Consider the following 20,183-nt stretch of genomic DNA (forward strand, 5'->3'; position numbering starts at 1 on the left):
GGTTGTTGAAGCCCATGCGATTGATGATCGCCGTAGCCTCCGGCAGACGAAACAGCCGGGGCTTGGGGTTGCCTGGCTGCGGACGCGGGGTCACCGTCCCGATTTCGACGGAACCGAAACCCAATTGAGCGAAACCGTCGATGGCCGCGCCGTTCTTGTCCAGCCCAGCCGCCAGCCCGACCGGGTTATCGAACTGCAGCCCCATGACCGTCACCGGCAGGCGTGCCGGCGGCTTGGTAAGCAGACCGTTGAGGCCCAGGCGGCCACCAGCGCCGATCAGGTCCAGCGACAGGTCGTGGGAGGTTTCTGCGGACAGTTTGAATAACAGCTGGCGGGCCAGAGTGTACATAGGCGGGCTGAGCTCGGTGGAAGCGATAGAGGGGTGCGATTGTGCCAGATTCGGACCTGGTTAGGTATGCCGACTCCCCTGCCGGCCACCAAATCGCAGGCAAAGAAAAGCCCGGCCTGAGCCGGGCTTTTCGTTGAAGCGGTCGCTAATTACTTAGCTTGAGCTTCTACTTCAGCTTCTACGCGACGGTTTACAGCGCGGCCAGCGTCAGTGGCGTTGTCAGCCACTGGGCGGGTTTCGCCGTAGCCAACCGACTGAACGCGGTTGGATTCAACACCGTACTGACCGGTCAGCACTTGCTTGACAGCAGCGGCGCGACGCTCGGACAGCTTCTGGTTGTAAGCGTCAGGACCGACGGAGTCAGTGTGACCTTCAACAGTGGTGGTGGTCTGTGGGTACTGCTTCATGAAGTCAGCCAGGTTCTTGATGTCGCCGTAGCTGTTGGTCTTCACGACCGACTTGTCGAAGTCGAACTTGACGTCCAGCTCAACGCGAACGGTTTCGGCAACGGCTGGGCAGCCATCAGCGTCAACGGTAACGTTGGCAGGGGTGTCAGGGCACTTGTCGACGTTGTCGCAGACGCCGTCGTTGTCGGAGTCAGCGCAAACTTCAGCTACTGGAGCTGGAGCAGCGACTGGAGCAGGCTTGGAGCCGCCACCGAAGTTCACACCAACGCCGACGGCAGGAGCCCACTCGGTGTCGCCCTTGTCGATGTTGTACAGAGCTTCAACGCCGGCACGGGCGTAGAAGTTCTCGGTGAAGTAGTACTTGGCGCCGCCACCCAGCTTGGCGAGGGTGGAGTGGTCACGACCACCGCTGTCCTGGCCAATGCTCTGGTGTGCGAAACCAGCGGAGACGTACGGACGCAGACCGGCGCCTGGAGTACCGAAGTGGTAGAAAGCGTCCAGAGCGGCATCAGCGCCCTTGATGTTTTTGCCAGCATCGCTACGGATGTTGTGGACTTCGTCGTAGGACAGAGCCAGTTCAACGTCGTCGGTCAGGAAGTAGCCAATCGAGCCACCGAACAGGTTGCCGTCGTTCTTGTAGTCACGGGCGCTGTCAGTCATGTACTTCTTGGCGAAGCCTTCCACCTCGACTGCGCCTTGGCCTTGTGCCAATACGCCGAACGAAGTCACGGCAACAAGAGAACCAATGGCAAGGCCCAAGGTGTTTTTCAGTTTCATCCGTTAAATCCCCATCTGGTGATTGTTAAGCGCCCCTAATCCAGGGGCAGCTCGACGACAAGTCTAGCAGACCTTGCCGATACGTTAGAGACCTTTGCGCCGAACTAAGTTTCGGACAGGTCTGCAAATTTATCGCGGAGCTTATCTAAAGCCCGCTTGTACCGCATTTTGGTGGCGCTCAAGCCCATGTGCATGATGTCGGCGATCTCCTGGAACTCCAGCTCGGCGACGAATCGCAGCACCAGAATCTCCCGATCGATCGGGTTCACGTACACCAGCCAACGGTCGAGACCACCGCGCTCCTCCGGCTTGGGCGCCTTCTCTTCGGATGCCTCCTCGAGCGGATCGAGACTCAGGGCATCCATCAAGCGGCGCTTTCGCCTTTCCTTTCTGTACTGCGTGATGCATTCGTTATAGGTGATGCTGTAAAGCCACGTCTTGAATTTCGACTTTCCCTCGAAATTCTTTAGCCCGTACAGCACCTTCAGCATCACTTCCTGACAGACATCGTCAGCGTCACGATCGTTCCCTAAATATCTTGCACAGACGTTGAAAAGGGTTCGCTGGTAGCGACGCATCAACTCTTCATACGCCCGTGTAACATGGAACAGCTCCTCGTGCGAACGCGCCACCAACTCCTCGTCAGAGAGCTCGCGGGGGTCGTAGCGCACGGGCAGCGTATGTACTTTATTCAAAACAGGTCGGCCCGAAGGTCAGGTCCCCGAAGGTCAGGTCAGTGTCCGCCACGGCATGATCGCTCAGCCTTTTTGCGGCGGCATACATTAGCAAAACGTTGACCTATCGGCTACTCACCCGCTGCTCCAGCAACTCGCGGTTGGACATCGAGACCAGTTCGCCGTCGTCGGTCAGGACCGTCGTCTTGACGGTGCCGATCGCCTCGATCTGCCCCTCGACCTCGCCAACCTGCACCTGCTGGCCTACCTGAAACATTTCCCGCACATAGATTCCGGCCAGTATCTGACTGGCGATTTCACGGCTGCCCAGCCCCATCGCCAGCGCTGCGGCCAGACCAACGGTAATCAACGCGATGACGATCACATGGTTCAGCAGGTCGGTCTTGACCTCCAGCTGACTGATGGCCACCGAAATGCTGATGATGATCACCAGCCACTGAGCCACCCGACCCAGACCTGCAGCATAGTCGAGCCCGACCCCTTCGGCCGCGCCGCGCACCACGCCGTTGACCAGTTGCGCCAGCAGCACGCCTACCAGCAGCACCAGGGCGGCACCGAACACCTTGGGCAGGTACAGCGCCAGCATGTCCAACGTCGCCGACACACGCTGCAGCCCCAGCGACTCTGCGGCCGACACCAGGAAGATCAACAGCACGAACCAGTAGACGATCTTGCCGATCAGGGTCGAGATCGGCACCTTGAGGCCGCCACGGCCCAGCAACTTGGTCAGGCCCGTACCGGCCATCAAGCGATCGAGGCCGAACTTGGCCAGCAGCTTGGACAACAAGGTATCGAGCAGCTTTGCCACCAGGAAACCCAGGATCACCACGACCAACGCACCGAAGAGGTTGGGGATGAAGTTGGCGACCTTGGTCCACAAAGCGGTCATCGCCGCAAACAGGCTTTGGGTCCAGGGATCCAGTTCCATTGATCAATCAGCCTTATCCGCAGCAGCGGCGGAGTTTTTACGACGCGACACCGGCGCGATATTCGCCGAACCACTGTTCACCGCGATCATGAACGCCTGCCCCCAACGCCCCATGAGGCTGAAGAGGTCACCTGCGCCGACTTGCCGATTGGCAGTCTTGAGCACCCGCCCCAGCGCGGCGCGATCGTCGCGCCCCGGCGCCTGGGCGTTGAGCATGTCTCGCAGGGATTCTTCGAACGGATCAGGCATGCACACCTCGCGAATTTCATTCAAAGACGAGACCGTTGCACGGTGAGTCACAACGATCGTCCCGCGCAGAGGTTAAATTCTTGATCAGACCCAGCGCAAGCGGCGAAACAACAACCACTGCCCCAGCGCCACCACGACCATCAATCCGCAGGCCATGGTGAAGCCATAGGGGTTGTCCGAACCCGGTATTCCGCCGACGTTGATGCCCAGCAGACCGGTGAGAAAACTCATCGGCAGGAAGATCCCGGTGATCACCCCGAAGCGATACATGGTGCGATTCATCCGCTCGCTCTGGCGCCGGTCTTCGGCTTCGAGCACCAGCCCGACACGCTCGCGCGCCAGTTCGAGCTCTTCCAGGTAGCGGGTCAGGCTGTTGTTCAGCTCGTTCCAGTAATCGGCGTCATCGTCGACGAACCACGGCACCTTGTTGCGCGCCAGCTGGCCATAGATATCACGTTGCGGCGCCAGGAATCGCCGCAGTCCTGCGGCACGACGTCGCAGTTGCAGAATGCTGCCGTGCTCGGGCGTGTACCGCTCGTCGGCATCGAGCTTGTCTTCTTCCAGATCGACGGTTTCGGAGAGGCCCTCGACCAATGCCTGAACCTTTTCCGTCAGGTGCTGGGCCAGGTAGAGAATCAGTTCAGAAGCAGTCTTGGGGCCTTTGCAGGCGGCGAATTGTTCGAGCAGGTCGTCGGTTGCACGCAGTGGCCGCAGGCGCAAGGAAATGATCCGCTGGGCCTGGGCGAAGATGCGCACCGAAACCATGTCCTCGGGTTCGGCACCAGGGTTGAGGTTGACCCCGCGCAGAAACAGCAGCAGTTCGTCGTCGGGCAGCGGCACCAGGCGTGGACGGGTGTTCTCTTCGAGCAGCAGGTCGCAGGCGAATTCGCTCAGGCCGCTGCTGCGGCGCAGCCAGTTGCGGGTCTGGGGATGACTGCGATCCCAGTGCAGCCACAGGCTCTGGTGAGGCTGCAGCTGCAATTCATCGATTTCGGTTCGGGCAATCGAGCGCGCGCCGCCTTTGCCGTCCAGCACCAGAGCATGCACCAGCCCCCACTGCGCGTTTTCTTCCTCGAACATCGTGTCCCCGTTACTGATGGAAAATTCTCATTCAGGCATGGTCAGTGCCATCGGCGAGACGATGATGCCGTTGTTGTCGGCATACAGATAGTGGCCGGGAATGAAAGTTACGCCAGCGAAGCTGATCTTCACGTCGAGATCGCCCAGGCCGCGCTTGACGGTGGGCATCGGATGACTGGCCAGGGCCTGAACACCGACATCGGTTTGCGCCAGCATGTCGACGTCGCGCACGCACCCGTAGATGACCAGCCCTTCCCAGCCGTTCTCGGCAGCTTTCTGCGCAAGCATGTCGCCCAGCAACGCCTTGCGCAGCGAGCCACCGCCGTCGACCACCAGCACCTTGCCGGTGCCATCCAGCGCGACCTGCTCGCGCACCCGCGAGTTGTCCTCGAAGGTCTTGATGGTGACGATCTGGCCGCCGAAGGAGTCGCGGCCGCCGAAATTGCTGAACATCGGTTCGAGCACTTCGACGTCGGGGTAGGCGTCGCACAGGTCGGGGGTCAGATAGTGCATGGCGTTGCTCCTCGGGCGAGTGGCGGCTGCAAGAGCCGGAAAGCTGCGCCGGACGCGGCGCGGCCATCACAGCCTAGACCATGCTCAGGTCGCCGCCAACGGTGTCGCACCTGGCAGCAATGGCCGGTAGGGGTCGCTCAGCCAGGTACCGACCAGCGGCCAGACCTCGGCCTGGGCCTGGGGGCTGACCAACATGCGCACGTGATCGAAATCATCGCCGAAGCCCTCGCCGCGGCCCAGGTTGACGAACTGATTATGGCTGCCCGCAAATTGCTCGAAGAGGTCCCGGCAGGCCCAGCTCGGGTCCTGCAGGTCGCCTGCGGCGGCCACAGCCAGGATCGGTAGCTTCACCTCGTGCAACCCTTCCCACCAATCACGCTGGCTGTCGCCGAAACGGCCGAACAGGCCTTTCCAGCGCAGCCATTCCAGGCCGACGCCCACGGGCTCGTCTTCCGGACCGCGCTTGAGCCGAGCGCCGGAAATGTGCGGATAGCGCTTGAGCAACAAGCGACCGGCCCAGTTCAGGGGTGGAATCCGCAGTGGCCAGTGGCGACGACTGACCTGCGCGCCGAACAGCGCTGCGGAGGCGGCCAGGTCGCCTTGCAGATAGCCGCCTCCCAGGGCCGCTGCCAAGGTGATACCGCCGAGCGAATGCCCCACCCAGTGGGGTGTCTGGGCGCTGACCTCGGCGACGAACGCACCGATCACCGGCAGATCGTACTGGGCATAGTCGGCCACGGTGTTGCTGGCGTAGTGCTGATTGCGCGGCGACAGGCCGTGCCCGCGCATTTCGGCGATCCACACATCGAAGCCACGACGCGCCAGCCAGGGCCCCAGGCCGATGCCCTTGGGCGAGTACCAGAAGCGCCGGTTGGAAAAGCTGCCATGCAGGAGGATCACCGGCACTCCGCGGGCGCCGGGCTGATCGGCCAGGCCCAGGCGCGTCAACGCCAGTTCGACGCTGGGGTCGGGGCTGTTGGCGGCCTTGATGCGGTAGATGTCTTCGCTGAGGTCGCCGCGACGCTCGGCACTGAGCAGCGCGACGGGAAAGAGGGTACTGCTGCTTTGCATAGGGCACTTGCATCTGAATGAATGAAACCGTAGCAGCGGCGCACGCCGCGTAGCTGTTTGATTTGCCTTTGAAAAGCAAGATCAAAAGCTACGCGGCTTGCGCCGCTGCTGCGGGGGACCGGGTGTGTGGGAGGACACACCGGTCTGGGTGTTGCGGTGCTTAGGCGACGCCTTCCTTTTCAGCCAGGAAGAACCAGGTTTCCAGGACCGAGTCCGGGTTCAGTGAAACGCTTTCGATGCCCTGCTCCATCAGCCACTTGGCCAGGTCGGGGTGATCGGATGGCCCCTGGCCGCAGATGCCGATGTACTTGCCGGCCTTGTTGCACGCCTGGATGGCGTTGGCCAGAAGCTTCTTGACCGCCGGGTTACGCTCGTCGAACAGGTGGGCGATGATCCCCGAGTCGCGGTCCAGGCCCAGGGTCAGCTGGGTCAGATCGTTGGAACCGATCGAGAAGCCGTCGAAGAACTCGAGAAATTCGTCGGCCAGGATCGCGTTGGAAGGCAGCTCACACATCATGATGATGCGCAGGCCGTTGTCGCCACGGGCCAGGCCGTTCTCGGCGAGCAGGTCGATCACCTGCGACGCTTCGCCCAGCGTGCGCACGAACGGCACCATGATCTCGACGTTGGTCAGGCCCATTTCGTTGCGCACCCGCTTCATTGCCCGGCATTCGAGCTCGAAGCAGTCGCGGAACGACTCACTGATGTAGCGCGACGCCCCGCGGAAGCCCAGCATCGGGTTTTCTTCTTCGGGTTCGTAGAGCTTGCCGCCGATGAGGTTGGCGTATTCGTTGGACTTGAAGTCGGACAGCCGGACGATGACCTTTTTCGGCCAGAACGCCGCTGCCAAGGTGCTGATGCCCTCGACCAGCTTGTCGACGTAGAAATTCACCGGGTCGCTGTAGCCGGCCACGCGCTTGTCGACGCTGTCCTTGATTTCCGGGGTCAGGGTGTCGTAGTTCAGCAGCGCCTTGGGGTGCACGCCGATCATGCGGTTGATGATGAACTCCAGGCGCGCCAGGCCGACACCGGCGTTGGGCAACTGGGCGAAATCGAACGCGCGATCCGGGTTGCCGACGTTCATCATGATCTTGAACGGCAGCTCGGGCATGGCATCGACCGAATTCTGCTTGATGTCGAAACCCAGCTCGCCCTCGAAGATGTAACCCGTGTCGCCTTCGGCACAGGATACCGTGACGCCCTGGCCGTCCTTGAGCAACTGGGTGGCGTTGCCGCAGCCCACCACGGCGGGAATGCCCAGTTCACGGGCGATGATCGCCGCGTGGCAGGTGCGGCCGCCGCGGTTGGTGACGATGGCGCTCGCACGCTTCATCACCGGCTCCCAGTCCGGGTCGGTCATGTCGGAAACCAGCACGTCGCCGGCCTGGACCTTGTCCATCTCGGAGACGTCGTGAATGATGCGCACCTTGCCGGCGCCGATGCGTTGACCGATGGCCCGGCCTTCGACCAGCACGGTGCCCTTTTCCTTGAGCAGGTAGCGTTCCATGACGTTGGCGCTGGAGCGGCTCTTGACCGTCTCGGGCCGTGCCTGAACGATGTACAGCTGGCCGTCGTCACCGTCCTGGGCCCACTCGATGTCCATCGGCCGGCCGTAGTGTTTCTCGATGATCATCGCCTGCTTGGCCAGCTCGCTGACCTGCGCATCGGTCAGGCAGAAGCGCGCACGTTCGGCCTTGTCGACGTCCACCACCTTGACCGAGCGACCGGCACAGGCTTCGTCGCCGTAGACCATCTTGATCGCCTTGCTGCCCAGGTTGCGCCGCAGGATGGCCGGGCGACCGGCTTCCAGGGTGTTCTTGTGCACATAGAATTCGTCGGGGTTGACCGCGCCCTGCACCACGGTTTCACCCAGGCCATAGGCGCCGGTGATGAACACCACATCGCGAAACCCGGACTCGGTGTCCAGCGTGAACATCACCCCCGCGGTACCGGTTTCCGAGCGGACCATGCGCTGCACACCGGCAGACAGGGCGACCAGCTTGTGGTCGAAGCCCTGGTGCACGCGGTAGGCAATGGCACGGTCGTTGAACAGCGAAGCGAACACTTCCTTCGCGGCGCGAATGACGTTGTCGACGCCGCGGATGTTGAGGAAGGTTTCCTGCTGGCCGGCAAAGGAGGCATCGGGCAGGTCTTCGGCGGTGGCCGAGGAGCGCACGGCCACGGCGATGTCCGGATTGCCCTTGGAAAGTTCAGCGAAGGCGATGCGGATCTCTTCGTTGAGGCGCTCGGGGAACTCGGCTTCCATGACCCACTGGCGAATCTGCGCGCCGGTGCGGGCCAGGGCGTTGACGTCGTCCACGTCCAGCGCATCGAGGGCGGCGTGGATCTGCTCGTTCAGGCCGCTGAGCTCGAGGAAGTCGCGATAGGCCTGGGCAGTGGTGGCAAAGCCGCCGGGGACCGACACGCCGGCACCGGCCAGGTTGCTGATCATCTCGCCTAGGGACGCGTTCTTGCCCCCCACGTGTTCCACATCATTATTACCAAGCTTATCGAGGGAAACTACGTACTCTACCAAGGTGATCTCTCCACTGACTGGGTTGGAAAAGCTCGGGTGCCGGGCGCGAATGAACGCACACGGGGGCTGTGGCCGCAGCCCTGGAAATGAACGAGAATGCCTGGCAATGCTGGCCATCAATCGGGCCTATCATATCCAAGAATCGTCAGTTGCTTAAGGGCCGGGGCGCACAATGAAACGATCTGCATTCTTCATCTCCGACGGTACCGGCATTACCGCCGAAACGCTGGGGCAAAGTCTACTGGCGCAGTTCGAAAACATTACTTTCAGCAAGTTCACCCGGCCCTATATCGACAGCGTGGACAAGGCTCGGGCCATGGTACAGCAAATCAATAACTGCGCTGACAAGGACGGCGTGCGACCGATCATCTTCGACACCATCGTCAATCAGGACATCCGCGAGATCCTGGCCACCTCCAACGGCTTCATGATCGATATTTTCTCGACCTTCCTGGCGCCGCTGGAAATGGAGCTCAGCGCCCACTCCTCGTATTCGGTCGGCAAGTCTCACTCCATCGCCCACAACGCCAACTACATGGAGCGCATCGAGGCGGTCAACTTCGCCCTGGACAACGACGACGGTGCCAGGACCCACTACTACGACAAGGCCGACCTGATCCTGGTGGGCGTTTCGCGCTGTGGCAAAACCCCGACCTGCCTGTACATGGCCATGCAGTTCGGCATCCGCGCCGCCAACTATCCATTGACCGAGGATGACATGGAGCGCCTGCAGTTGCCGCCCGCGCTCAAGGCTCACCAGCACAAGCTGTTCGGCCTGACCATCGACCCCGACCGGTTGACCGCGATCCGTCACGAGCGCAAGCCGAACAGTCGCTACGCCAGCTTTGCCCAGTGCGAATTCGAGGTGCGCGAGGTGGAAGGCCTGTTCCGCCGGGAGAACATTCCCAACATCAATTCCACGCATTTTTCGGTGGAGGAAATCTCCGCGAAGATCCTCGTCGAAAAAGGCGTTGAGCGGCGCTTCAAGTAGCTATCGCCAGGCAAACCGGGCAGGCGCTGGGCGAACTTTCGGATCGATCCAGACTCCAAGGCCTCGCCTGGCGGTGCATGCGCTGGCGGCATGAAAGCACCGTGCTAGAATGCAGCGCTCCCTTCCTGTTACCCGCGGAACGTTTTCGCGGTGTCCGATTCGGTATTCATAATTTCAATTCATGACTCTCAAGCCCCTCTCCCGCCTGCTCAGCCTCCTCTTCATTCCGGGCCTGAGCCTGGCCGCCGAAAAGACCACCTACGGCTTGAACGAATACGCACAGCTGACCGACATCGACCTGCGGGTCGCGGCCAAGCTCGACACCGGCGCGCTAACCGCCTCGCTCAGCGCCCGTGACATCAAGCGCTTCAAGCGCAACGGGCAATCCTGGGTGCGTTTCTATCTGGCCATCGACAACGCCCATTCCCACCCCATCGAACGGCCGCTGGTGCGCATGAGCTCCATCAAGCGCCGTGCCGATGACTGCGAATGCAGCGCCCAGGAACGCAAGACTCACACCCAGCGACCGGTGATCGAACTCGACGTGTGCATGGGCCACACCCAGCGACGCATCGAGGTCAACCTGACCGACCGCACCGCATTCGACTACCCGCTGCTGATCGGCTCCGATGCGCTGACCCGCTTCGATGCGCTGGTCGACCCCAGCCGCAAACACGCTGCCGGCAAACCCGCCTGCGCCACTGTCGCCAAAATCGCAGAGTAATTTCAATGCGCGCGCTAACCCTGCACCTGAAGATCCTGATCACCGCGCTGGTGGCTCTGGGCATCGCCATCACGGCCTATCAGATTCTGGTCCTCGGCATTCCGGTGACCGAAGACGAAACCGACGACCTGTGGAACATCGATGCCAAGGTCGAGTTCGTCGCCAGCGCCAAGGACCCGGTGAAGGTGCAGATGTTCGTGCCGCCACTGAGCCGGGACTACGTGAGCCTCAACGAGAGCTTCATCTCCAACAACTACGGGGTCAGCGTCAATCGCCTGGACGGCAACCGCAAGGTGACCTGGTCGGCCCGCCGCGCCTCGGGCAACCAGACACTGTATTACCGCCTCGTGCTGACCAAGCGCTACAGCGGTGAAAAGCCCAAGGTCAAGGGGCCCATCTTCCGCGACAGCCTGGCCGTGGAAGGCCCGGAGAAGATCGCCGCCGAGGCATTGCTTGCACCCATCCGCCAGCATTCGGCGGACGTCGAAACCTTCGTCGGCGAAACCATCAAGCGAGTCAACAACCTGGCCGACGACAACGTCAAGCTGCTGCTCGCCGGCGACACCTCGACCCTGCACAAGGCGCGGATCGTCGACCTGCTGCTGTCCATCGCCCACGTGCCGATGGAGAAGGTCCACACCGTGCGCCTGCTGGCCGATCAGGCGCAGACGCCGGAACTGTGGCTGCGCAGCTTCAACGGCAGCGACTGGCTGTACTTCAACCCTGATACCGGCGAACAGGGCCTGCCCGAGGATCGCCTGCTGTGGTGGACGGGCGACGAGAACCTGGTCAGCGTGGAGGGCGGACGCAAGGCGACCGTGACCTTCACCATGAACAACAGCGAAATGAACGCCATTCGCCTGGCCAAGCTGACCGACGAAAACACCGACGCCGACTTTCTCGAATACAGCCTCTACGGCCTGCCGCTGCAGACCCAGCAGACCTTCATGATCATGGTGATGATCCCGATCGGCGTGCTGGTCATCCTGATCCTGCGCAACCTGATCGGCATCCAGACCCTGGGCACCTTCACCCCGGTGCTGATCGCCCTGGCGTTCCGCGAAACCCAGCTGGGCTTCGGCATCATCCTGTTCACCGTGATCACCGCCCTGGGGCTGTCACTGCGCTCGTACCTGGAACACCTGAAGTTGCAGATGCTGCCCAGGCTGTCCGTGGTGCTCACCTTCGTCGTGGTGCTGATTGCCGCCATCAGCCTGTTCAGCCACAAGTTGGGCCTGGAACGCGGGCTGTCGGTGGCGCTGTTCCCGATGGTGATCCTGACCATGACCATCGAGCGCCTGTCGATCACCTGGGAAGAACGCGGCAGCGGGCACGCCCTGAAGGTCGCCGTGGGCACGCTGTTCGCCGCGTCCCTGGCGCACATCCTGATGAGCGTTCCGGAACTGGTGTACTTCGTGTTCACCTTCCCGGCGATCCTGTTGATCCTGGTCGGTTTCATGCTCGCCATGGGCCGCTACCGGGGCTACCGCCTGACCGAACTGGTCCGTTTCAAGGCATTCCTCAAGCAGGCCGATTCCTGATGTTCGGTTTGTGGAAGACCTGGAAGGCGCTGGAGGCCCGCGGCATCATGGGCATCAACCGGCGCAACGCCGACTATGTGCTCAAGTACAACCGGCGCAGCCTCTACCCCATCGTCGATGACAAGATCATCACCAAGGAGCGCGCCATCGCCGCAGGCATTCACGTGCCCGAGATGTTCGGTGTGATTTCCACGGAAAAACAGATCGACCGTCTGGACGAGATCATCGGTGGGCGCAGTGACTTCGTGGTCAAGCCTGCCCAGGGGGCCGGCGGGGACGGCATCCTGGTGGTCGCCGACCGCTTCGAGGAGCGCTTTCGCACCGTGTCGGGCAAGATCATCAGCCGCGCCGACATCGAGCACCAGATCTCCAGCATTCTCACCGGCCTGTATTCACTGGGTGGGCACCGCGATCGCGCGCTGATCGAGTACCGGGTGATTCCCGACCAGATCTTCAAGAGCATCAGCTACGAAGGCGTGCCGGACATCCGCATCATCGTGCTCATGGGCTACCCGGTCATGGCCATGCTGCGCCTGCCGACCCGGCAATCGGGCGGCAAGGCCAACCTGCACCAAGGTGCCATTGGCGTGGGCGTCGACCTGGCCACCGGGGTGACCCTGCGCGGTACCTGGCTCAACAACATCATCAGCAAGCACCCCGACACCACCAACGCGGTGGACGGTGTGCAACTGCCCAACTGGGACGGTTTCATGCGTCTGGCGGCGGGCTGCTACGAGCTCTGCGGGCTGGGCTACATCGGCGTCGACATGGTCCTGGACCAGGAAAAAGGCCCGCTGATCCTGGAGCTCAACGCCCGCCCCGGGCTGAACATCCAGATCGCCAACGATTGCGGCCTGACCCTGCGCACCCAGGCCGTGGAAAAACACCTGGAAGAACTGGCCGCCGAAGGCCTCGTCGAAACCGTGGAAGAACGCACGCGGTTCGTCCAGGCGCTGTTCGGTCACGTGCCTGCCGTGACGAGCTGAGACCGGACGCCACACCGCCCGCACACGAGCGGCCGGGTGCATTACAATCCCAGCCCCGCCACTGGCCACCGATCTATCATGCCGACCTGCTTGCTCCACGCCCTGCCCTACCTGGCCGATCCGGCGCCCTATTTCGCCGTGGTCCGCCACGCCCCCGGCGCGGTACTACTCGACAGTGCGCAGCCGATTGCCCAACGCGGCCGCTTCGACCTGATCAGCGCCTGGCCTCTGCAGACGCTCAGCGTTCAAGCCGATGAATCCGGCCAGCAGTATCTGCACCGTGCGCGCCAGGCATTGGCCGGACTGGGTCAGGCGCAATTGCCCGATGGCTGCGAACTACCGTTCGCCGGCGGCCTGATCGGCTACCTGAGCTACGATTTCGGCCGCCGGCTGGAGAACCTGCCACACCCCAACCACGACGATCTCGACCTGCCGCACGCCAGCCTCGGCCTGTATGGCTGGGCACTGATCAGCGACCATCAGCGGCAGACCAGCCACCTGATGTTCCATCCCGCGCTGCAGGCCTGCGAACGGCAACGCCTGATCGAGCTGTTCGGCCAACCGGCCCGGGATCAGGCGCAGCCCTTCCGCTTGCAGTCGCCGATGACGCCGGACCAGACCCCAGAGCAGTATCGACGGGCATTCGAGACGGTGCAGGCCTACATCCAGGCGGGCGATTGCTATCAGGTCAACCTTACCCAGCGCTTTCGTGCGGCATGCGCCGGGGATCCCTGGACCGCCTATCAGGCAGTACGCGCCGCCTGCTCCACGCCGTTTTCCGGCTATCTGCAACTGAGCACCGGCGCGGCCCTGTTGAGCTTCTCCCCGGAGCGCTTCATCAAGGTCACGGCCGGCCAGGTGGAAACCCGGCCGATCAAGGGCACCCGCCCGCGCAGCCTCGACCCTCAAGAGGATGCACGCAATGGCCGCGAACTGCTGGCCAGTGCCAAGGACCGCTCGGAAAACCTGATGATCGTCGACCTGCTGCGCAACGACCTGGGCCGCACCTGCCGGATCGGCTCGGTACGGGTGCCGCAGCTGTTCGCCCTGGAAAGCTACCCGAACGTGCATCATCTGGTCAGCGCCGTCACCGGTGAGCTGGCAGCGGACAAGGACTGCCTGGACCTGATCGCAGGCAGCTTTCCCGGTGGTTCGATCACCGGCGCACCGAAGATCCGCGCCATGCAGATCATCGACGAGGTGGAACCGACCCAGCGTGCGATTTACTGCGGCTCGTTGCTGTACCTGGATGTGCGCGGCGAAATGGACAGCTCGATCGCCATCCGTACGCTGCTGATCAAGGACGACCAGGTGTGCTGCTGGGGCGGCGGCGCGATCGTGGCCGACTCCCAGTGGCAAGCCGAATACGAGGAATCGATCTTCAAGGTCAAGGTCTTGCTGGACACCCTGGCCGGGCTCTGATCCCGGCCATGCCGCTGGGTGTTTTTTGTTACCATGGCGCCATATAGAGCGCCCAGCGCCACTTTGACCAGGAAGCCGCCTGATGAGCCAGCCCTTCGATGTCGCCGAAATGGCGACGACCTACGCCAACAAGTCCCCCCAGGACATTCTCAAGCTCGCCTTCGCCCACTTCGGCGACGACCTCTGGATTTCCTTCAGCGGCGCCGAAGACGTGGTGCTGGTGGACATGGCCTGGAAACTGAACAAGAACGTCAAGGTGTTCAGCCTGGACACCGGTCGCCTGCACCCGGAAACCTACCGGTTCATCGAACAGGTGCGCGAGCACTACAAGATCACCATCGAACTGGTCTCACCGGACAATGCGTTGCTGGACCCTTTCGTCAAGGAAAAGGGCCTGTTCAGCTTCTATCGCGACGGCCACGGCGAGTGCTGCGGCATCCGCAAGATCGAACCGCTGCGGCGCAAGCTCTCGACCGTCAGCGCCTGGGCCACCGGCCAGCGGCGCGACCAGAGTCCCGGCACACGCAGCCAGGTCGCGGCAGTTGAAGTGGACGGCGCGTTCTCGACGCCCGAGCGCACGCTGTACAAGTTCAACCCCCTGGCGCAGATGAGCAGTGAAGAAGTGTGGGGTTACATCCGCATGCTTGAACTGCCCTACAACAGCCTGCACGAGCGTGGCTTCATCAGCATTGGCTGCGAGCCGTGCACGCGGCCGGTCCTGCCCAACCAGCACGAGCGCGAAGGGCGCTGGTGGTGGGAAGAAGCCACGCAGAAGGAATGTGGGCTGCACGCAGGGAATCTGATCAGCAAGGCCTGAACCTCACAGGTACGGGCCTGTCAGGTGCAGGCCCGCAGCGTGATCAATGCTCGGGCAGCTCGACGCCTTCGAACAGGGCTTCGAGCTCCTGCTTGTTGTGGCACTGGATGGCCTTGGCCATGACCTCGCGGGTGAGGTGCGGCGCGAATTTCTCGATGAAGTCGCACATGAAGCCGCGCAGGAAAGTGCCACGGCGGAAGCCGATCCGGGTCACGCTGGATTCGAACAGATGGTCGGCGTCGAGCACTACCAAGTCATTGTCGAGTTTGGGATCGACGGCCATCTTGGCCACGATGCCCACGCCCAGCCCCAGACGCACGTAGGTTTTGATCACGTCGGCATCGGCCGCGGTGAACACCACTTTCGGCGCCAGGCCGCGGCGCGAGAACGCTTCATCCAGCTTGGAACGGCCGGTGAAACCGAATACGTAGGTGACGATCGGGTATTCGGCGAGCGCTTCCAGGGTCAACTTCGGAACCTTGGTCAGGGGATGCCCCTGGGGCACCGCGATGCAGCGGTTCCAGCGGTAGCACGGCATCATGATCAGGTCACCGAACGAATCCAGGCCTTCGGTGGCGATGGCGAAGTCGACGGTGCCGTCGGCAGCCATTTCGGCGATCTGCATCGGTGAGCCCTGGTGCATGTGCAAGGCAACGTCCGGGTACTGCTTGATGAAGCTGCTGATCACCGTTGGCAGGGCATAGCGCGCCTGGGTGTGGGTGGTGGCGATGGACAGCGTGCCCTTCTTCTCGTTGGAGAATTCCTGGGCGATCTGCTTGATACTTTCCACCTTGCGCAGGATTTCACCGGCGGTGGTGATGATGCGCTCACCTGCCGGCGTGACGCGGGTCAAATGCTTGCCGCTGCGTGCGAAGACTTCAACACCCAGTTCGTCTTCCAGCAGGCGGATCTGCTTGCTGATACCTGGCTGCGAGGTATACAGGCTTTGCGCCGTGGCGGAGACGTTGAGGTCATGGTGCGCTACCTCCCAGATGTAGCGCAGTTGCTGAAGCTTCATATGAATCCCTCACACAGGAAAACCGCCAGTCGTCGGCGAAGGGTTATAACTATATTAAAGGTCCAGGCAATAAATCTAGAACTTTTCATTAAATTTGTAGGAAAAATAACCAGCTTGTCGCCTAGCTCTTCAGGCGGCTGCGTTGCTCTGTGAGGGGTACCAGATAGACCGGCGCCGGGGACAGCTGCAACACGCGGGTAGCCGTGCGGCCCAGCGAAACATCGACGGTGGCCACCTGACTGTGGCTGCCCAGCACCAGCAGGTCCACTTTCAGACGCTGGGCCTGATCGAGAATGACCTCGGCCGGATCACCCTGAAGCACCCGCACGGCACGGATCAGGGCGAGGTCTGGCTCGTCGTCGCCCAGATCGCTGCGCAGGCTCTGCAGCACCTTCGTTTCAATCCCCGCCATCACCGCGCTCAAGCCGTGGTTGTGCAGGCGATCCAGGGTGGACTCGTCCAGATAGCTCTGCAGCACCGATTCGGCGATCAGGCCCATGGGCTCGACGGCATGGATGACATACAGCTGCGCATTGAAGCTGCGCGCCAGGGCGACGGCGTGCTGCATGACGAATGGGGCGTACACCCCCAGGTCAGTGGCGTACAGCATGGAGCGGATCATGCGACCTCCGAAGTGGCCAAGGCGACAGGGCACACTTGAGCGTAGCAGCGCCGTTCGCAGTGCACCGGTCGTCGGCACAGCGATGGCACAAATCCGTTGTCTGCATGCGCTCTAACGCGCTAAGGTTCGACTCCCCCGCCGCTCATAATCATGCTGTGCCTCGCCGTGCGGGGTTCGCTGGCGGCCGGCACCCGTGACCTGACGAGTAACACGATGGCTGACCTACCGATCGACGACCTTAACGTCGCCTCCAATGAAACCCTCATCACGCCTGCCCAGCTGAAGCGGGAAATTCCGCTCAGCGCCGCTGCGCACAAAACTGTCGCTGCCGGCCGTGAAGTGGTGCGCGATATCCTCGATGGCCGCGATCATCGCCTGTTCGTGGTCATCGGCCCCTGCTCGATCCACGACATCGATGCGGCGCACGAGTATGCCCGGCGCCTGAAGGCGTTGGCCGCCGAAGTCTCGGACACCCTGTACCTGGTGATGCGCGTGTACTTTGAGAAGCCGCGCACCACGGTCGGCTGGAAAGGCCTGATCAACGATCCGTACCTGGATGACTCGTTCAAGATCCAGGATGGCCTGCACATTGGTCGGCAATTGCTGCTGGACCTGGCCGAGATGGGCCTGCCTACCGCCACCGAAGCCCTTGACCCGATCTCGCCGCAGTACCTGCAGGACCTGATCAGCTGGTCGGCCATCGGCGCGCGCACCACCGAATCCCAGACCCACCGCGAAATGGCTTCGGGCCTGTCTTCGGCCGTGGGCTTCAAGAACGGTACCGATGGCGGCCTGACCGTGGCCATCAATGCCCTGCAGTCGGTGTCCAACCCTCACCGCTTCCTGGGGATCAACCAGGAAGGTGGCGTCTCCATCGTCACCACCAAGGGCAACGCCTACGGCCACGTGGTTCTGCGTGGTGGCAACGGCAAGCCCAACTACGATTCGGTCAGCGTGGCAGTGTGCGAGCAAGCGCTGGAGAAGGCCGGCATCAAGGCCAACATCATGGTCGACTGCAGCCATGCCAACTCCAACAAGGACCCGGCGCTGCAACCTCTGGTGATGGAGAACGTGGCCAACCAGATTCTGGAAGGCAACCAGTCGATCATCGGCCTGATGGTGGAAAGCCATTTGAATTGGGGGAGCCAGTCGATACCCAAGGACCTGGGCGACCTGCAATACGGGGTGTCGGTCACCGATGCGTGCATCGACTGGACCAGCACCGAAAAGACGCTGCGCAGCATGCACGCCAAACTCAAGGATGTATTGCCAAAGCGTACCCGCTGACCGTCAGTACCGGGTCAGTCGAGCCTTCACCGCCCCGGTACCCGGGGCACAGCGTTACAGCTTTGCCGCACGACGCTGATGGCGCTCCATGTAGCGTTCGACATACGAGCAGGACGGAATCACCGTATAGCCATGGCTTTCGGCGTAGTCCAGGGCCTGCTCGGTCAACGCTGCAGCGATCCCGCGCCCGCGCAGGGCGTTGGGGACGAAGGTGCGGTAGATGTCCAGGGTCTGTTTGCCCAGGTCCATGTACGTCAGGTACGCACGGTGGCCGTCGATGTTGGTTTCGAACTGGTGACCGGCCTGGTCGTGGTGGATGGATAGCGCCTCGCTCATGGCAATTCCTCGCGGGTCTTGGATTTTGATCTCTACCTTACCGCTCTTTGTACGACTTAGAAACCGTTGTGCCGACTTGTGCTGTTTTTGTCATCAAGGCCGAGTGAAGCCTGCGCGTTCGACGTGAAAAATATCGTCGTTCGGCTTACGTTCGGCTTAGTTATCCCGCGTCGTGCTAAATCAAGGGCCGCTTTCTAAACCGTCTCGATTGACCCGCATAAGCGGACATGTAAATCCCGCCTTAGTTCATGTCTGCGACAACTAAACCGCGCACTTGCGATAACCCTCGACCCTCGCGCAACCAGCGCTAGACCGTGCTTTGCGGGTTACGTTCCGCCACCCTGGGCACGTATGGATTTTTTTTCATCTCTTGCGTTGCGTCCGTTTACTTACTACAAGTAATGAGTACTATGTACGGCGGCCAGTTTCTCATTCATGAGAAATGGCTACTTAAAAGAATGTCCTTCGAAGGGGAACACAATGAACAACGCTCTGAAATTCTCTGCACTGGCCCTGGCCGCCGTTCTGGCTACCGGTTGCAGCAGCGCATCCAAAGAAACCGAAGCTCGTCTGACCGCTACCGAAGACGCCGCTGCACGTTCGCAAGCCCGTGCCGACGAAGCCTACCGCAAGGCTGACGAAGCACTGACCGCTGCTCAGAAAGCTCAGCAGACTGCCGACGAAGCCAACGAGCGCGCCCTGCGCATGCTCGACAAGGCTAGCCGCAAGTAACAGCTTTTCGAGGCTGTAAAAAAACCGACCCATTGGGTCGGTTTTTTTATGCCTGATGAAGACCGGGTTATGGCGCCGGCGCCGTGTCGGGTGCGCTGCTGATCATCGGCGCGCCGGGAACGGCGATCTCGACCGGCAGGCCGTCTTCGGCAGCGACCACATCGCGGACCACGTCCCAGTTCATCTTGATGTCCGGTGCGAAGTCCCTGCGGTTGAGCAAGGCGTTGATCACGGCGGTGTGCCTGTCCAGGGCCACCGGGTCACCCTTGTCGGTCAATTGCGCGTGGGCCTCGAGGTACACCTTGCCACCGCTCATGCCAAACTTGTAGGACTCGTTCATGATGCGCACGCTGGTGCCCACCGGCACCATGCTCGCCAACTCCAGCACGTTGTCGTTGTACATGCGGAAACAGCCATGGCTGGTGCGCATGCCGATGCCGAACTGTTTGTTCGAGCCGTGAATCAGGTAGCCCGGCAGGCCGAGGGTGAACTTGAACGGCCCCAACGGATTGTCCGGACCGGCCGGGACGACGTTGGGCAACGGGTCGCCATCCGCAGCGTGCTCGGCCTTGATCGAGGCCGGCGGCGTCCAGGTCGGATTTGCGGTCTTGGCGATGACCTTGGTCTGCGCGATGGGCGACCCCCACCCTTCCCGGCCTATCCCCAGTGGATAGGTACGCACGACATTCTCGCCCTTGGGGTAATAGTAGAGGCGATATTCGGCCAGGTTGATGACGATGCCTTCGCGCGGGCCGGGGGGCAGAATGAAGCGGGTAGGCAGGATGATCTGCGTGCCGGCACCCGGCAGCCAGGGATCGACACCGGGGTTGGCCGCAACCATTTCCAGGTAGCCAAGGTCGTTGGCGGTCGCAATATCGGCGAAGGTGTCTTCGTACTTGGCGGTGATGGTCTGCACCTGGCCAATGATGTCTTCACCCGGAGGCGGCAACGGGAATTCCAGCGCCATGACCGGTGCCGCAGCGAACGCGGCGGCCAGCGACAGGCAGCGAGTGAAGACGGAAAGGCTCGGCGGCATCCAGGAAATCCTTGATCGAACTGAACGGGACAATGCCGCGATTGTACGCGCAGTTGCCGGGCGCGT

At 61.9% G+C, this 20,183-nt stretch carries 20 protein-coding genes and 1 pseudogene; 8 read left to right on the plus strand and 13 right to left on the minus strand.

The features are described from left to right. From B2V21_RS00575 to ppsA, 9 genes and pseudogenes are all read right to left on the minus strand, one after another. Positions 1 to 349, minus strand: a pseudogene (locus B2V21_RS00575) (quinone-dependent dihydroorotate dehydrogenase); the annotation flags it as partial. A gap of 149 nt (positions 350 to 498) precedes the next feature. Further along, on the minus strand, positions 499 to 1,533 hold the full coding sequence (locus B2V21_RS00580) for an OmpA family protein (RefSeq protein ID WP_049858880.1): 1,035 nt from the start codon (positions 1,531 to 1,533) through the stop codon (positions 499 to 501). A 104-nt stretch (positions 1,534 to 1,637) separates the two neighbouring features. Beyond that, a complete protein-coding gene (sigX, locus tag B2V21_RS00585; RefSeq protein ID WP_082484608.1) occupies positions 1,638 to 2,228 on the minus strand; it encodes an RNA polymerase sigma factor SigX in 591 nt (196 codons plus the stop codon). 103 nt (positions 2,229 to 2,331) lie between these two features. Further along, complete coding sequence (locus B2V21_RS00590) at positions 2,332 to 3,156, minus strand: mechanosensitive ion channel family protein (RefSeq protein ID WP_090359317.1); 825 nt, start codon at positions 3,154 to 3,156, stop codon at positions 2,332 to 2,334. A 3-nt stretch (positions 3,157 to 3,159) separates the two neighbouring features. Further along, a complete protein-coding gene (locus tag B2V21_RS00595; protein WP_049858883.1) occupies positions 3,160 to 3,405 on the minus strand; it encodes a hypothetical protein in 246 nt (81 codons plus the stop codon). A gap of 84 nt (positions 3,406 to 3,489) precedes the next feature. Then, positions 3,490 to 4,485: a zinc transporter ZntB gene (locus tag B2V21_RS00600; RefSeq protein WP_286915723.1), complete on the minus strand. Its 996-nt coding sequence runs from the start codon at positions 4,483 to 4,485 to the stop codon at positions 3,490 to 3,492. Between the two features lie 27 nt (positions 4,486 to 4,512). Next, a complete protein-coding gene (rraA, locus tag B2V21_RS00605; RefSeq protein ID WP_282347623.1) occupies positions 4,513 to 4,998 on the minus strand; it encodes a ribonuclease E activity regulator RraA in 486 nt (161 codons plus the stop codon). An 84-nt stretch (positions 4,999 to 5,082) separates the two neighbouring features. Then, a complete protein-coding gene (locus B2V21_RS00610) occupies positions 5,083 to 6,069 on the minus strand; it encodes an alpha/beta fold hydrolase (protein ID WP_056843604.1) in 987 nt (328 codons plus the stop codon). 160 nt (positions 6,070 to 6,229) lie between these two features. Next, positions 6,230 to 8,605, minus strand: a complete 2,376-nt coding sequence (gene ppsA / locus B2V21_RS00615; protein ID WP_286915724.1) for a phosphoenolpyruvate synthase — start codon at positions 8,603 to 8,605, stop codon at positions 6,230 to 6,232. A gap of 172 nt (positions 8,606 to 8,777) precedes the next feature. On the opposite strand from ppsA, the gene ppsR reads away from it, so the two are divergent. The 6 genes from ppsR to B2V21_RS00645 all read left to right on the plus strand — a co-directional run bounded on the left by ppsR (position 8,778) and on the right by B2V21_RS00645 (position 15,086). Continuing rightward, complete coding sequence (gene ppsR / locus B2V21_RS00620) at positions 8,778 to 9,596, plus strand: posphoenolpyruvate synthetase regulatory kinase/phosphorylase PpsR (protein WP_049858888.1); 819 nt, start codon at positions 8,778 to 8,780, stop codon at positions 9,594 to 9,596. Positions 9,597 to 9,777: 181 nt separating this feature from the next. Beyond that, complete coding sequence (locus B2V21_RS00625; RefSeq protein WP_049858889.1) at positions 9,778 to 10,320, plus strand: ATP-dependent zinc protease; 543 nt, start codon at positions 9,778 to 9,780, stop codon at positions 10,318 to 10,320. Positions 10,321 to 10,325: 5 nt separating this feature from the next. After that, positions 10,326 to 11,861, plus strand: coding sequence for an inactive transglutaminase family protein (locus B2V21_RS00630; protein WP_049858890.1), 1,536 nt, complete (start codon positions 10,326 to 10,328; stop codon positions 11,859 to 11,861). Continuing rightward, positions 11,861 to 12,847: an alpha-L-glutamate ligase-like protein gene (locus B2V21_RS00635; RefSeq protein ID WP_049858891.1), complete on the plus strand. Its 987-nt coding sequence runs from the start codon at positions 11,861 to 11,863 to the stop codon at positions 12,845 to 12,847. The genes B2V21_RS00630 and B2V21_RS00635 overlap by 1 nt, the downstream gene beginning before the upstream one ends. 78 nt (positions 12,848 to 12,925) lie before the next feature. Beyond that, entirely contained in the window at positions 12,926 to 14,269 is a 1,344-nt protein-coding gene (pabB, locus tag B2V21_RS00640) for an aminodeoxychorismate synthase component I (protein WP_286915725.1), read from the plus strand. A gap of 82 nt (positions 14,270 to 14,351) precedes the next feature. Next, the gene (locus tag B2V21_RS00645; protein WP_049858893.1) at positions 14,352 to 15,086 is read left to right on the plus strand and encodes a phosphoadenylyl-sulfate reductase; all 735 of its coding nucleotides are present in this window, start codon (positions 14,352 to 14,354) and stop codon (positions 15,084 to 15,086) included. Positions 15,087 to 15,129: 43 nt separating this feature from the next. On the opposite strand, the gene cysB is transcribed toward B2V21_RS00645, so the two are convergent. Beyond that, positions 15,130 to 16,104, minus strand: a complete 975-nt coding sequence (cysB, locus tag B2V21_RS00650) for an HTH-type transcriptional regulator CysB (RefSeq protein WP_049858894.1) — start codon at positions 16,102 to 16,104, stop codon at positions 15,130 to 15,132. 121 nt (positions 16,105 to 16,225) lie between these two features. Further along, complete coding sequence (locus B2V21_RS00655; protein ID WP_049858895.1) at positions 16,226 to 16,726, minus strand: universal stress protein; 501 nt, start codon at positions 16,724 to 16,726, stop codon at positions 16,226 to 16,228. A gap of 213 nt (positions 16,727 to 16,939) precedes the next feature. On the opposite strand from B2V21_RS00655, the gene B2V21_RS00660 reads away from it, so the two are divergent. Continuing rightward, entirely contained in the window at positions 16,940 to 18,013 is a 1,074-nt protein-coding gene (locus tag B2V21_RS00660; RefSeq protein WP_286915726.1) for a 3-deoxy-7-phosphoheptulonate synthase, read from the plus strand. A gap of 54 nt (positions 18,014 to 18,067) precedes the next feature. On the opposite strand, the gene B2V21_RS00665 is transcribed toward B2V21_RS00660, so the two are convergent. Continuing rightward, a complete protein-coding gene (locus B2V21_RS00665) occupies positions 18,068 to 18,349 on the minus strand; it encodes a GNAT family N-acetyltransferase (protein WP_049858896.1) in 282 nt (93 codons plus the stop codon). 480 nt (positions 18,350 to 18,829) lie between these two features. Between B2V21_RS00665 and B2V21_RS00670 the strand changes: the two genes are divergently transcribed. Continuing rightward, positions 18,830 to 19,081, plus strand: coding sequence for an Lpp/OprI family alanine-zipper lipoprotein (locus tag B2V21_RS00670; RefSeq protein ID WP_043185736.1), 252 nt, complete (start codon positions 18,830 to 18,832; stop codon positions 19,079 to 19,081). Positions 19,082 to 19,148: 67 nt separating this feature from the next. Here the strand turns inward: B2V21_RS00670 and B2V21_RS00675 are convergent, their stop codons facing one another. Further along, on the minus strand, positions 19,149 to 20,117 hold the full coding sequence (locus tag B2V21_RS00675; RefSeq protein WP_286915727.1) for a L,D-transpeptidase family protein: 969 nt from the start codon (positions 20,115 to 20,117) through the stop codon (positions 19,149 to 19,151). Positions 20,118 to 20,183 lie beyond the last annotated feature (66 nt).

The sequence above is a fragment of the Pseudomonas sp. UBA6276 genome, from assembly GCF_002438365.1.
GTDB classification, from domain to species: Bacteria; Pseudomonadota; Gammaproteobacteria; order Pseudomonadales; family Pseudomonadaceae; genus Aquipseudomonas; species Aquipseudomonas coleopterorum.